This is a genomic window from Vreelandella piezotolerans, from assembly GCF_012427705.1.
Taxonomy (GTDB): domain Bacteria; phylum Pseudomonadota; class Gammaproteobacteria; order Pseudomonadales; family Halomonadaceae; genus Vreelandella; species Vreelandella piezotolerans.
The window spans coordinates 3,777,392-3,791,283 of record NZ_CP048602.1 but is presented as its reverse complement, the minus strand read 5'-3'; the positions used below and the strand labels follow the sequence as shown (position 1 = coordinate 3,791,283).

The 13,892-nt window shown below is 59.8% G+C and carries 12 protein-coding genes; 3 read left to right on the top strand and 9 right to left on the bottom strand.

What is annotated here, in order from left to right; genetic code table 11:
- Window positions 1–18: 18 nt before the first annotated feature.
- From pstB to GYM47_RS17420, 4 genes are all read right to left on the bottom strand, one after another.
- Window positions 19–831, bottom strand: a complete 813-nt coding sequence (gene pstB, locus GYM47_RS17435; RefSeq protein WP_153843572.1) for a phosphate ABC transporter ATP-binding protein PstB — start codon at window positions 829–831, stop codon at window positions 19–21.
- Window positions 825–2,237, bottom strand: a complete 1,413-nt coding sequence (pstA, locus tag GYM47_RS17430) for a phosphate ABC transporter permease PstA (protein ID WP_153843571.1) — start codon at window positions 2,235–2,237, stop codon at window positions 825–827. The genes pstB and pstA overlap by 7 nt, the downstream gene beginning before the upstream one ends.
- Window positions 2,237–3,355 carry an ABC transporter permease subunit gene (locus GYM47_RS17425; RefSeq protein ID WP_139526106.1) on the bottom strand — a complete coding sequence of 373 codons (1,119 nt, stop codon included), beginning with the start codon at window positions 3,353–3,355 and terminating at the stop codon, window positions 2,237–2,239. Before GYM47_RS17425 ends, pstA begins: the two co-directional genes overlap by 1 nt.
- 96 nt (window positions 3,356–3,451) lie before the next feature.
- Entirely contained in the window at window positions 3,452–4,414 is a 963-nt protein-coding gene (locus GYM47_RS17420; RefSeq protein WP_399466611.1) for a PstS family phosphate ABC transporter substrate-binding protein, read from the bottom strand.
- Between the two features lie 137 nt (window positions 4,415–4,551).
- Between GYM47_RS17420 and GYM47_RS17415 the strand changes: the two genes are divergently transcribed.
- A complete protein-coding gene (locus tag GYM47_RS17415; protein WP_153843569.1) occupies window positions 4,552–4,965 on the top strand; it encodes an acyl-CoA thioesterase in 414 nt (137 codons plus the stop codon).
- Window positions 4,966–5,036: 71 nt separating this feature from the next.
- Here GYM47_RS17415 and GYM47_RS17410 read toward each other — a convergent pair whose 3' ends face one another.
- The 3 genes from GYM47_RS17410 to hexR form a co-directional block, all read right to left on the bottom strand.
- On the bottom strand, window positions 5,037–6,125 hold the full coding sequence (locus tag GYM47_RS17410) for a TRAP transporter substrate-binding protein (RefSeq protein WP_139526104.1): 1,089 nt from the start codon (window positions 6,123–6,125) through the stop codon (window positions 5,037–5,039).
- 144 nt (window positions 6,126–6,269) lie between these two features.
- Window positions 6,270–8,468, bottom strand: coding sequence for a DNA helicase II (gene uvrD, locus GYM47_RS17405; protein ID WP_153843567.1), 2,199 nt, complete (start codon window positions 8,466–8,468; stop codon window positions 6,270–6,272).
- Between the two features lie 91 nt (window positions 8,469–8,559).
- A complete protein-coding gene (gene hexR, locus GYM47_RS17400) occupies window positions 8,560–9,414 on the bottom strand; it encodes a transcriptional regulator HexR (RefSeq protein ID WP_139526102.1) in 855 nt (284 codons plus the stop codon).
- A 255-nt stretch (window positions 9,415–9,669) separates the two neighbouring features.
- On the opposite strand from hexR, the gene GYM47_RS17395 reads away from it, so the two are divergent.
- Entirely contained in the window at window positions 9,670–9,888 is a 219-nt protein-coding gene (locus GYM47_RS17395) for a PA3496 family putative envelope integrity protein (RefSeq protein WP_062374507.1), read from the top strand.
- A 49-nt stretch (window positions 9,889–9,937) separates the two neighbouring features.
- Here GYM47_RS17395 and GYM47_RS17390 read toward each other — a convergent pair whose 3' ends face one another.
- Window positions 9,938–11,281 (bottom strand): sodium-dependent transporter, encoded by a 1,344-nt coding sequence (locus GYM47_RS17390; RefSeq protein ID WP_153843566.1) that lies wholly within the window; start codon window positions 11,279–11,281, stop codon window positions 9,938–9,940.
- Between the two features lie 155 nt (window positions 11,282–11,436).
- Complete coding sequence (locus GYM47_RS17385; protein ID WP_153843564.1) at window positions 11,437–12,306, bottom strand: DUF72 domain-containing protein; 870 nt, start codon at window positions 12,304–12,306, stop codon at window positions 11,437–11,439.
- A gap of 196 nt (window positions 12,307–12,502) precedes the next feature.
- On the opposite strand from GYM47_RS17385, the gene hglS reads away from it, so the two are divergent.
- Complete coding sequence (gene hglS / locus GYM47_RS17380) at window positions 12,503–13,873, top strand: 2-oxoadipate dioxygenase/decarboxylase HglS (RefSeq protein WP_153843562.1); 1,371 nt, start codon at window positions 12,503–12,505, stop codon at window positions 13,871–13,873.
- Window positions 13,874–13,892 lie beyond the last annotated feature (19 nt).

Here is a 13,892-nt window from a genome sequence, read left to right as displayed (position 1 = left end):
ACGTAACGTCGGTTGGGCCTAGGTCATGCGGCCGGTGATGTAATTTTCGGTGCGCTGTAAACGCGGGTTGGTGAACACTTGATCCGTTGGCCCGTATTCAACGAGTTCACCTTGCTGCAAAAAAGCCGTGTAGTCGGATACCCGTGCGGCTTGCTGCATATTGTGCGTCACTAATACCAGCGTGAGCTGGGATTTCAGGTTACGAATCAGCTCTTCGATTTTCAGCGTCGAGATCGGATCCAGCGCCGAGGCGGGCTCGTCGAGCAGCAGCACGTCGGGCTGTACGGCGAGCGTCCGGGCAATCACTAAACGCTGCTGCTGACCCCCGGATAGCTGCCACGCCGAGCGATGCAGGCGATCTTTCACCTCGTCCCACAAAGCCGCGGACGTCAATGCCCACTCGATGATGTCGTCGCGTTTGCGCTTGGGCATGCGCCCTTGCAAACGCAGCCCAAAGGCGACGTTTTCATAAATGGACATTGGGAATGGGTTGGGCGTCTGAAACACCATGCCCACACGGCGACGCAGTTCGGTGACGTTCATCTGTGGGGCGTGAATGTCCTGACCCTCCAGCTGAATCTGACCTCGATGCGTCACCGACTCGTTAAGATCGTGCAGCCGATTGATAGCACGCAGTAACGTCGATTTTCCGCAGCCCGACGGGCCGATGAAAGCGGTGACTCGGTGGCGAGGCACCTCGAGCGTTAGGTCACGCAACGCCGTTTTCCCCGCATAGGCGAGGTGAAACTGGTTGATGCTCAAACAGCAGGTCTCGGCAGTAAAGCGAGTCACCGATGCATGAGGCGGGTTGGCGGACGATAACGCTAGCATTCGTTTCCTCGTTGACGCCTTAAATAATGACGCAGAAATATGGCAGTTAGATTAAGCACGAGCACGATCAATACGAGCAGCAGCGCAGTAGCAAACACCAGGGGAATGGCGGCCTGGACATCTTCGCCGTGAAAAGCGGTATCAAATAAATGATAGCCAAGGTGCATGAATTTGCGCTCTAGGTGCAAGTAGGGAAACTCGCCATCCACAGGCATTTGGGGAGCCAGCTTGGCGACGCCCACCAGCATCAGCGGGGCGACTTCGCCAGCGGCTCGGGCCACGGCCAAAATCACGCCGGTGAGCATGGCCGGGGTCGCCATGGGCAGCACCACGCGGACCAGCATTTCCAGGCGGGTGGCGCCCAGTGCGACCGCACCTTCTCGCTGCGCATCGGGAATGCGTGCCAGGCCCTCTTCGGTGGCCACGATGACGACCGGCAGGGTGAGCAGCGCCAGGGTCAGCGATGCCCAGAGCAGACCGCCTGTGCCAAACGTGGGGGAAGGCAGCGTATCCTCGAAAAACCAGCTGTCGATGGAGCCCCCGATCCCGTAAACGAAAACGCCCAAGCCAAACACTCCGTAAACGATCGACGGCACACCGGCAAGGTTGCGTACGCCGATACGCACCAAGCGAGTCAGGCGGTTTTGATGCGCGATTTCATTGAGATAAATGGCGGCCAGTACGCCAAACGGCGTCACGATGACCGACATCAGCATCACCATCATGACCGTACCGAAGATGGCGGGCCACACGCCGCCGCCGGTATTGGCCGAGCGGGGACCTTCGCTAAGAAATTGCCATATACGCTTGCACCAAACGGCGACTTTTTGGCTCCAGGACATGGCGTTTGGTGCTTGAAATCGAGTGACGCCCGCTAACGGTTGGCTCACGGTGTCGCCCTGGGCGGAAGTGAGCTGCAGCCGTGCGATCGGCCGTTGTCCGTCAGGCAATCTAAGCGCTTGTGCAACGAATGCCCAGGCAGCCTCACCCTCAAAACGCTGACCTGCGCTCTCGACGACGTCTAGGCGCCCGATGAAGTCTCCCCATGGAGCACGCTCCAAGCGGATGAGGTCGTTGGGCTCCGCAACGGCGGCGATATCGCCGAGGGCGACCCAGCGCCAGCTGTCGCCGTCAAGATCCCGGTTGCCGGTAAAGTAGAGGCGTTCTGTCCCTGCTGCGTTGGGCAGCGGGGCTTCCCGCACCGGCTGACCGATCACCGTCTCCCCAGAGCGCAGAGTGACTTGTTCCAGCGTGGCAGGCCAAAAGTGGCCCAGGCCACGGGCGGCCAGCAACGTCAGAAGTGTTGCCAGCATCAGCAGCGACAGCGCAACGCTAGCGGCGCATAGCCAAGGCCACAACAGGCTGCCCACGGACGTAAGGCGGGGGGGCTTCCGGTGCCAGCGCATTAGCGACTCCCACCGATGCGCTGATAGCGCTGACGTAGGCGTTGGCGCACCATCTCAGCAAGGGTGTTAACCAAAAAAGTAAAGAGAAACAGCGTCAGAGCTGCAAAAATCAGTAGGTGATAGGTCATCCCACCGGGAGCGGCTTCTGGAAGCTCGATAGCAATCGATGCCGATAGCGAGCGCAACCCTTCGAAGGGACTTGCGCTGAGCAGCGCGGTATTGCCGCTGGCCATCAAGACGATCATGGTTTCGCCCACCGCGCGCCCGGCACCTATGATGACGGCCGAGAAGACTCCTGGGCCTGCGGTAGGCAGCGCGACTTTCCACAGCGCCTGCCAGCGACTGGCACCCAGTGCTTGAGCGCCCTCCATCAAGCTGGCAGGCACATCGGCGAGCGCGTCCTCGGCCAGCGAGTAGATGCTAGGAATCACCGCAAACCCCATGGCGATCCCCACGATCAGCGCGTTACGGGTGGCGTAATCGAGGCCGTACTGCTGATCGAGCATGAGCCGTAGGTCGCCGCCGAACCAGAGCTGTTCCAAGAGCGGTGCCAACCACAGCGCCAAGGTGATCATGATGGCGAGCCAAGGCATCAGCCAGAGGCCCGCCCAAGAGAGCGGCAGCCACCGACGCACACGCGAACCGGCGAAATACCAGAGCGAGCCTGCCACTCCAGCGCTTAGCGGCAGCCATATAAACACCAGTAGCGTACTGGCGAGATGACGCTCTACCCAAGGTGCCAGCAGCAAACCGGCAATGAAGCCCACGACCACGCCGGGAATGGCTTCCATAAGTTCCAATAGCGGCTTGATACGGCTGCGTAGCCGTGCCGACATGAACAGCGCCGAGTACATGGCCGCGCCCAGCGCGATGGGGGTCGCGAACAGCATGGCAGCGAGGGCCGCTTTGAGCGTACCCCATGCCAGTGGCGATAACGTGCTGAGAGATAAGGTGTCGCCAAACGACAGCAGCGGTAGCGTTTCCCATATTAGAAACACGCCAATGGCAAGAATGGCCAATAGAACACCGATACCACCGGCGGTAATCAGGCCAGTGGCAATACGGTCATGAATGAGGCGCAGCGGCTGACGCGAAAGAGGTAGCCGTGGGGGAGTCATGTCGACATCATAAAGAAACGAGTAGCGTCGCAAAAAAGTACGTACATGGCATAAGTTCTTCACCCTACGGCATGTTTATGACATTTAAATGACAATCTAAGGCGCCAGCAGCGGCGGCTGTCGCAGCGCTTGGGGCAGCGGTACGAAGCCCGCTGCTCGAACGATTTGCTGACCTTCGTCGGAGAAGATCAGTTCGATGAACGCCTGTTCGGCAGGCGGTAGCGTCTCCCCTGGCGGCAGATTCACGTAGAGGTAGAGGTTTCGCGATAACGGATAAGTGCCGTCCTGGATCGTCGAGACAGTTGGCCGGATAGCGCGGCCGGCCTCGTCGATCAGCGGCAGGGCACGAACCATCGCATTCACGTGGTTATAGCCTGCGTAGCCCATGGCATTGGGTGACTCGCCTACGGCGGCGATCACCGCCGACGAGCCAGGGTGTTCGCTGATATCGCGACGGAATTGGCCGTTGCATAGAGCCCGGTCCAGAAACAGCCCGTGGGTGCCAGAGGCCAAGTTACGGCCATGTAGCGCAATCTTGCCGTAGGGCCACTGCGCCACAGGCAGTAACTCTTCCCAGCGACGGATTGGCTGCTGCCCCCCACACGCCAAGGTGGTGGAAAAAATCGCATCGGCTTGCTCGCGGGTGAGCGATGCCAGAGGGTTGTGGCGGTGAACCACCAGCAGTAGGGCATCTCGGGCAACGCTCAATTCACGGGGCGGGTAGCCGTAGCGCTCGATGAACTGTTGACGCTCGGTATCGGTCATGGGGCGCGACATCGGGCCAAAGCGCGTCGTTCCTGCCACTAGCGCGGTCGGTGCACTGGCAGAGCCACCTGCTTGAAACTGCAGCGTAATATCCGGGTAGCGGTGGTTGAGTGCTTCCCCCCAGCGGAGCATCAGCCCCGCCATGGTGTCGGAGCCTACGGCACCCAAGGTGCCGCTCACCGGTGCAGGTTGCCCCCAGGCAACCGTGGAGCAGAGCAGCACGCCCATGGCCACCCAACGGCGACAACAGCGATGAATCCGCTCGCAATGGCACGCCCAACGATTGCCCTTCAAACATCACCCCTCTTATGATTAACTATCGCTACCCTGTTGCGATGCAGCAACGTGATGCACTTGCGTAGTGCCGGTTTTGAGTACCGGTTTTACTACAGCGTTTCACTACAACAATAACCTTACAAAGCGACCACCTTATGACACCGCTGGATACCGACTTGGACGACGTACCGGCCCCCAAAGGGCAGCTCACCTTAAAGTTACTGGCTTCTCGGCAAGATACCAATCTCTATGGCGATATTCCTGGCGGCTGGTTAGTGAATCATATGGACCAAGCGGCGGAGCTGGCTGCCGGGCGTGAAGCCGGTGGCCGCACCGCGACGGTCGCCATCGAAGCCATGGATTTTTTGAGCCCGGTGCGGGTCGGGTCCATGGTGAGTGTCTATACCCAAGTGCAGGATATTGGCCATAGCTCGATCAAAATCGATGTCGAGGTGTGGGTGCGCCCACCCCAAGGCCGCCACATTGAAGAGCGCCAGAAAGTCACCGAAGCGCGTTTCGTCATGGTGGCGTTGGACGATAACGGTCGTATCCGTGCCGTCCATGGCTAGTCCGTCACATCGTAAGCGTGACCTTATAGCAAAAAAGGGCGCCGAAGCGCCCTTTCACATTGGCTAATACGTTAAGCACCGACATTGTCGCGGCTTTTCAGGTAGGCGTACTCCCCTACGTCACTAAACGGGCGCACCACTTCCTGGAAGGCCGAATAGGACTCGTAAACGCGGCGAGACTCTTCATCGCTCTCGACCTGACGCTGAATCGCCTGCTTGGAGGACTCGTACAGCGCGGCCATGACGTCTTCCGGGAACGTGCGTAGCTGCACGCCGTGCTCTTCCACCAGCGTTTCCAGGGCCTGAGCATTGCGGTAGGCAAACTCGCTGATCATCGCTAGGTTAGAAGCGCGCGCCGCTTCACGAATCACGTCCTGCAAGTCTTCCGGCAGCGCGTTCCAGGCATCCAGGTTGACGGTGCCTTCGAGAACGGCAGTGGGCTCGTTCCACACGGACGTGTAGTAGTAATCCGCCACTTGATGCAGGCCGAACGCTAGGTCGTTATAGGGGCCGACCCAGTCCGCCGCGTCGAGCGCACCGGTTTGCAGTGAGGTAAAGATTTCAGAACCGGCCATGTTGACGGTACTGACGCCGATGCCGTTCATGGCTTCCCCGGCGAGCCCCGGCAGGCGCAGCTTGAGGCCCTGCATGTCCTCGAGGGAGTTGATCTCTTTTTTGAACCAGCCCGCCATCTGCGTACCGGTGTTGCCCACGGCAAAGGGTTTCAGATTGTGGTTGGCGTAGATCTCATCCCACAGCTCTTGGCCACCGCCATGATATAGCCACGCGTTCATTTCGGTGGTAGTCATGCCAAAGGGCACGGCGGTGAAGAACTGAGAGGCAGCCACTTTGCCGCGCCAATAATAAGAGGCGGAGTGGCCCATTTCGGCGGTGCCTGCGGCGACGGCGTCAAATACTTCCAGTGCTGGCACGAGCTCGCCTGCACCATGAACGCGAATGCGCATACGGCCGTTCGAGAGCTGCTCCACTCGGCGGGCAAAGTCGTTGGCGCCAGTACCGAGGGCAGGGAAGTTCTTCGGCCAGGAGGTGACCATATCCCACGTGTAGGTTTCGTTAGCGCTGGCGGTAGAAACAAAGGGGGCAGCAGCGACACCGGCGGCGCCTAGGCCGGCGGTTTTCAAAAATTGGCGGCGTTGCATGGCGGGCATGACTCCGAAATTATAGGCTGTTTTTTTATAAGCGCAGTGAGCGCAGTGTCCGCCTGCCAGTATGCGCTAAGCCGCTTTTATAGGGCAAGTCCCTGTCTTCACTTGCCCTTTTACGAGGTGAAAACGGCGCTACGTTCAAAGCGGTGTCAGTTTGGCAAAACCGAGCACGAGCCACTTCACGCCTTCGCCATCGAAGCTCACCTGCACCCGCGCACGGGCGCCTTCTCCCTCGGCGTTGAGAATGATGCCCTCGCCGAAGACCGGGTGCTCGACTCGCTGGCCGACGTGCAGCGCAGGGAGCTCGCCGTCGCTCTCGATATTGGTTTGGGCAAAACTTTGCCGCGAGGCGGTCACCGGGCGAGATACATGGCCTCGCAGGCGGACCTCCTCCAGCAGATGAGGCGGCAGCTCACGCAAGAAGCGCGATGGGCGTGGAAACACTTCTTTACCGTGCAGTCGGCGGGTTTCCGCGTGGGTGAGGTAGAGCTTCTGCATGGCGCGTGTGACGCCCACGTAGCAAAGCCTACGCTCCTCTTCGAGCCGCCCAGGCTCTTCCACGGACATCTTGTGGGGAAACAGCCCCTCTTCCACGCCCGCGATGAACACCACGGGAAACTCCAGGCCCTTGGCCGAATGCAGCGTCATCAGTTGCACGCTGTCCTCGAACTCTTCGGCTTCGTGGTCGCCCGCGTTGAGGGCGGCTTCTGATAAGAAGGCTTCCAGTGCTGCCATGCCTTCGCCCGCTTCCGGGGTTTCGAAGGCGTCGCCATGGGTGAAGGCGCGGGCGGCGGTGACCAGCTCTTCCAAGTTTTCGACACGGGCCTGGCCCTTTTCACCACGCTCACTTTGATGGTGTTCGATCAACCCGGTATGGGCAGTGACATGATCGATGATTTCATGTAGCGGTAGCCCGGCGGCGTCGTTATCGAGCTGCTCGATCAGGTTGGCGAAGGCTTGAACGGCGTTGCCCGCGCGGCCTTTCAAGGTGCCATCCTGAATCGCGTCGTGGAGCGCCTGCCAGAGCGAGACACTCTGCTCGCGGGCGCGGTGGCGAACGATTTCCACCGTGCGAGTGCCGATGCCTCGGGTGGGGACGTTGATGACGCGTTCGAGGGAGGCATCGTCGTCACGATTGAGCAGCAGGCGCAGGTAGGCCAGGGCGTTCTTGATCTCCAGCCGCTCGTAAAAGCGGTGGCCGCCGTAGATGCGGTAGGGCATCCCTTGGCGAATCAGCGTCTCTTCCAGCAGCCGTGACTGGGCGTTGGAGCGGTATAGAATGGCCACATCACGACGGTTGAAGCCCTCCTCGGTTTTCTCTTTGATGGTGTCGACGATGTAGCGGGCTTCTTCCAGGTCGTTGAACCCGGCATACACCGAGATCGGTTCGCCCTCGATACCATCGGTCCAGAGGTTTTTGCCCAACCGCTCGCTGTTATGGCTGATCAGCGCGTTGGCAGCGTCCAAAATCGCGCTGGTCGAACGATAGTTCTGCTCCAGACGCACCGTGTGGGTATCGGGAAACTCCTCTTCGAAGCGGCGAATGTTTTCCACTTTGGCGCCCCGCCAGCCGTAAATCGACTGGTCATCATCGCCCACCGCCGTCATCGGCGTTTGCTGGCCGGTCAGCAGTTTCAGCCACGCGTACTGTAGGGTGTTGGTGTCTTGGAACTCGTCCACCAGCACATGGCCGAAACGCTCGCGATAGTGGTTCAGCAGCAGCGGGTTGTCGCGCAAAAGCTCCAGGCTGCGCAGCAGCAGCTCGCCGAAATCCACCAGCCCCCCGCGTTCGCAGGTGAACTGATAGCGCTCGTAGAGCTCGACCATCTGTGCCAAATAGCCATCACCGTTGACGTTGACTTGGTGTGGCCGCAGCCCTTCCTCTTTGCAGCCCGCAATGAACCCCTGCACCTGGCGGGGCGGGAAGCGCTCGTCGTCGATCGAGTAATCTTTGAGCAGTCGTTTGATCAGCCGGAGCTGATCATCGGAATCGATGATTTGGAAGTGTTGCGGCAGGCGGGCATCTTGCCAGTGGGTACGCAGCAGCCGGTGGGCAATGGAGTGGAAGGTGCCGACCCACACGTGGCGCATGGAGATGCCCAGCAGCGCTTCCAGGCGCGTGCGCATTTCGCGCGCCGCTTTATTGGTAAACGTGACCGCCAGCAGCGCGTAAGGCGACAGCCCCTCGGCCTGCATCAGCCAGGCAATGCGGTGAACCAGCACGCGGGTTTTACCGGAGCCCGCGCCCGCCAGTACCAGTAGGTTGCCCTGGGGGGCACTGACGGCCTCTCGCTGGGCGGGGTTGAGCTGATCGAGTATCGCCGTGACGTCGTCCATATAAGCCGCTGCCGGTTCGAAAAATGGGCGGCCAGTTTAGCACAGCCCGCCCACTGGCTGGGTATACAGCGTACGTCGCGTTGGGCTGCGTTTATTGATCGTCTGGGTAACGCAGCGTGGTCAGGCTCTTTTTCACCGCTTTGAGCTGTTCGGCAAGCTTGGGGCCGCGGGTTTTGGCCACGCCAACGGCCAGCACGTCGATCAGCACTAGATGCGCGATGCGCGAGCTGAGCGGCGTGTAAATCTCGGTATCTTCGTGCACATCGATGAACAGCGGCAAGCTCACTTCGTGGGCCAGCGGAGACTCGCTGGGGCACAGGCCAATCACCGTGGCCCCCGCTTCGCGGGCCAAACGTACGCTGGCCACCAGCGCCTTGGTGCGCCCGGTTTGCGAAATCGCCACCACTACATCGCCCTCTTGCAGCGTCACCGCCGACATGTTCTGCATGTGCGGGTCGGCGTAGGCAGAGGTCGAGATCTGCAGGCGAAAGAACTTGTGCTGGGCATCGAATGCCACGGCACCGGAGGCGCCAAAGCCGTAAAACTCCACCCGGTTGGCCATGGCCAGCGCGTTCACGGCCCGCCCCAGCGATTCGTTGTCGAGCCGGTCGCGTACCGACAGCAGCGTGCCCACGGTGGAGTCGAAAATGCTGTGGGAAAACTCCGCCACCGAGTCGCTATCGTTCATGGAGAACTGGGCAAACTGGCTGCCACTGGCCAGCATCTGAGCGAGCTGGAGCTTGAAATCCTGAAACCCGTTGCAGCCAAGGGCGCGACAGAAGCGCACCACGGTGGGCTCGCTCACCTTCGCCTCGGTGGCCAGGTCCACGATCCGCATATGGATCACTTCATCGGGATTACGCAGCACGAACCGCGCTACCTTTTGCTCGGAGCGACGGAAATGCTCCATGCGGCGTCTCATTTCATCGAACAGGGCGCGGCTCACGTTCAGCTCCTTAAATTCTTGATCGTGCTTATGAGGCCTAGGTGGCCACAGTATGCCTGAGTGACGGGAAGAGGGTAGCGGTAATCATCCACCGGGGCTGCCGTTAAAAGGGCGTTAACCCATTTCTTCAAGATTCGTCATCATTTTGTCAAGTAGGTTATAGTAAGAAGTGACGTGCCGCACTGCATCATTCAAAAAATCAGTGGTCACGGATGCAGGTGGACGTAGGCAACTTCACCTGGAGGAGCGTCGATCATGAGAAACGTCGAACGAATGACCTCGGTAAAAAGCGAATTGCTCGACATATTCATGAGTATGGAGGTCGATGAGCATGCCCAACGTCGGCGCAGCGCCGCCCAGCGTAGCCTAAGAGCACGCAGAGGGATCGAGCTGCATCGGGAGTTCCAGAAATTGTCGCGGGATATCGCTCCCTTGCCGGACGATGACGAACCGCAAGAGAGCGAATTGCACTAAAACAGCGTGTGATGATACGGCCCCGCCAGCTTCGCGGGGCCGTGACGGCTTAGATCAAGCCGGCCACGAACACGGCGATGACACCTGCGGGCGCGACGAAGCGTGCGAGTATGTTCCATACGCCCACACCAGCGGCTGACAACCCAAGCTCAGCCTCGACGCTCTTGCGCTCTAAACACCAGGCGGCGAACAGGATCGCGCCCAGGCCGGTCAGCGGCAGGAGAATCTTGCTGGTAAAGGTGTCGAGCAGGTCGAAGATATTCAAGCCAAACAGCAGCACGTCCGACCATACGTTGAACGAGAGCAGGGCGGCAACGCCTAGCGCCCACACCGCAATGCCGCTCGCAAACGTCGCTACCAAACGCGACATCGAGGTACGCTCTTCCAAGGTTTCCACCACCGGCTCCAGCAGCGAGATGGCAGAGGTCAGCGCTGCAAACGTAAGCAGCAGGAAGAACATCAGACCCAGAATCGTACCGCCGGTCATGTTGCCGAACGCCAGCGGTAGCGTCACAAAGATCAGGCCGGGGCCTTCGCCTGCGCTCAAGCCGTTGGCAAACACGATCGGGAAGATCGCCAAGCCAGCCAGCAGGGCAATGGCAGTATCCAGTATGATCACGGTGCGCGCGGTGCTGATCAGGTTGACGTCTTCGCCCAGGTAAGAGCCGTAGGCCATCATGATGCCCATGCCCAGCGAGAGGGTGAAGAACGCTTGGCCCATGGCCGCTAGTACCACGCCGCCATTTAGCGCTGACCAGTCCGGGCTGAACATGAAGCTCAGGGCTTCACCGAAGTAGCCGCTGGTCATGCCGTAGCCGACCAGGATCAGCATCAGTACCACCAGCGCAGGCATCATGGTGCGAGCCGCGCTTTCCAGGCCTTTGGTAACGCCGCGGGCCACGATGCCGATCACCAGCACCATGAAGGCGGTATGCCACAGCAGCAGTGTCGTCGGGCTGCCCAGCATGCCGCTGAACAGCGCACCAATGCTGTCCGCATCTTGGCCGTTGAAGGTGCCAATCACCGAGCTCAGGGTGTAGTTCAACGACCAGCCGCCGATCACGCTATAAAACGACAAGATCAAGAAGGCGGCGAGAACACCGCTCACCCCGATCGTTGCCCAAGCGCGCGTCTTGCCGTGGCTAGCGGCCAAATCGGACATGGTATTGATGGGATTTTTCTGGCCGCGACGGCCAATCATCCATTCGGCGACCAAAATGGGCAGGCCCACCAGCGCGACGCATGCCAAATACACCAGTACGAACGCCGCACCGCCGCTGTCGCCCACCATGTAAGAGAAGCGCCAGATATTGCCCAGGCCAACGGCGGAACCCGCAGCCGCTAGCACGAAGCCCATGCGTGACGACCACTGTGCATGTGCAAGTTTTGCCATAAATCACCTATGTGAAGTTCGATTGTAATGAGTCGTTGTCGGCGCACTGCACCGATTTTCGGAAATAGAGAGATTGCCAGCGTGCTTTTCCGAAAGAACGCGCAATTTATCCGATCATAGGGGGGCTTGCCAGTCAGCTCGTCTAAAAAGAGGCCTTAGAATAGCTGGCTCTGCTTTTCGTCAGCAAAAGGCTCGAGTGCCGGTAGTGAAATGCGCCGTTGGAGGGTGTGGTACAGATGGCGAGCCATCTCTGGCGACGCTCGGTTATCGGCTGTATGCACAAATAAGAAAGGGGTTTTCCCCTGACTTATCCACAGGGCGAGGCGGTCTACCCAAGGCTCGAAGTAGCGAGTATTGATGGCTTTGTCAATATGGCCAATGAAGCGAATGATCGGTTGCTCTGCCGTGGAAAGCACGTGTAGCGGGAGTTTCGGCTTTTCCTGCTGAGCGTGAGCGATACCTGCATGGCCATTCGCAGGGGTCGAGAACACGGGGCGCACATCGAGCATCACACGGTTGGCGCCATAAGTTATCAACAATTGGTTGAAGGCTTTCTCCTCCTCACCCTTGTGGAAAAAAACAGGGTGGCGCACCTCCACGGCGCAGGGCAGATGCGCTGGCCAGTGGGCAAGCAGCGCTTCCAGCTTGGGCAGCTCGGAAGGGCCAAAATCTCGCGGTAGCTGCACCATGGTCGGACCTAGCCGGTCATGAAGCGGGGTCAGTGCGGCGATGAACTTCCAAGCAGCCGTCAAACTGCCGAGGCGCTGGTCATGCGTCACGCTCGCCGGCAGTTTGAAGCAGAAGCGAAAGTGCGCTGGGGCTTGGCGGGCCCAAGCAGCGATGGTGTCGGATTTGGGCGCACCGCTGTAAAACGTCGTATTACCCTCGACGCTGGAAAACACTGCCGCGTAGTCGCTCAGCAGGTCGGTTTTGGCCTGGCGCGGGTAGAGGCCACCCTGCCAATCCTGATTGGCCCACATGGGCAAGCCAAGATAGAGCGGTAGGGGCGAGCATGGGGCGGTCATCGCAACGGTAGCCTTTGTCGACAGTAGCCAAAGTAACGTATAAAAAAGTTAGTGTAACCTTAACATCGCCCGCTGTGGCGGTGGTGCACGGCGTGTTCATGAAGATAACGGCCACATTTATGAAACTCTCCCCGTCGCTACAGCGCTACTATGGCGATCATTACAACGCTCACAAGACAATCGACAGGAACGCCCCATGGATGCTGCTTATGTAAGCGCCGACGATATTCGCGATCACTTCTCCAAAGCGATGTCGGCGATGTATCAACAGGAAGTACCGCAATACGGCACGCTGCTATCGCTGGTGGAGCGTGTGAATCGTGACGTGCTGGCAGACGATGCCGACCTCGCCCGCTCGCTCGAAGCGTCCGACGAGCTGGCGCGCCTGAGCGTCGAGCGTCATGGAGCGATCCGGGTCGGCCTGCCCGAAGAGCTGGCGCTGCTGCGGCGCATGTTTGCGGTCATGGGCATGTATCCGGTGGGTTACTACGACTTGGCGGCTGCCGGTGTGCCGGTGCACTCGACGGCCTTTCGTCCGGTGGACGACGACGCGTTGAGGCGTAATCCCTTTCGTGTCTTTACCTCGCTGTTGCGTCTAGAGCTCATCGAAAACGCAGCGCTTCGCGAGCAGGCGCGGGAAATTCTCTCCCACCGTGAAATCGTCACCCCCGAGGCACAAGCGCTGATTGCCCGCTGCGAAGCGCAAGGGGGCTTGAACGCTGCCGATGCCGAAGCGTTCGTGCAGGCCGCGCTCGATACGTTCCGCTGGCATCACGATGCCACCGTCGACCGCGCCACCTACGACCGTTTGCATCAAGAGCATCGGTTGATTGCCGACGTGGTGAGTTTTCACGGCCCGCATATCAATCACTTGACGCCGCGCACCTTGGATATCGATGCGGTACAGCAGCAGATGCCGAGTGTCGGCATCGACCCTAAAGCGGTGATCGAAGGCCCGCCCCGTCGATGCTGCCCGATTCTACTGCGCCAAACCAGCTTCAAAGCGCTGGAAGAGACGATTACCTTTGCCGATAGCGTGGCCGGTCATCACACCGCCCGCTTCGGTGAAATCGAGCAGCGCGGCGTTGCCTTGACGCAGAAAGGACGAGCGCTCTACGACCAGCTCTTGGCCCAGTCGCGGCAGTTACCCGCTGCTCAGGATAACGCCACCCACCAAGCGCAGCTGGCCGAGGTGTTTCAAGCGTTCCCTGATGATCTCGATACGCTGCGTCGTGAAGGGCTCGCGTTCTTCCACTACTACGCCGCTCCTGACGCTAAGGTATCGCTGCCTGAACACATCGATGCGGAGACCTTGGAAGCACTCGTCGATCAGGGAGTGTTGTTCTGCCAACCCATGATCTACGAAGATTTCCTGCCGGTCAGCGCGGCGGGTATCTTCCAGTCCAATCTGGGCGGCGAGGAGCGCGACGAATACGCCAGTCAGGCCAACCAAGCGCAGTTCGAGCACGACCTAGGGGCCGATGTGATCGATGAGATTGCGCTCTACGCAAGCCGCGAGCAGGCATCACTTGACGCGGCGCTGGCAGTGCTCAAAGGAAGGTGTTAGAACGTGGCGACCAACGTTT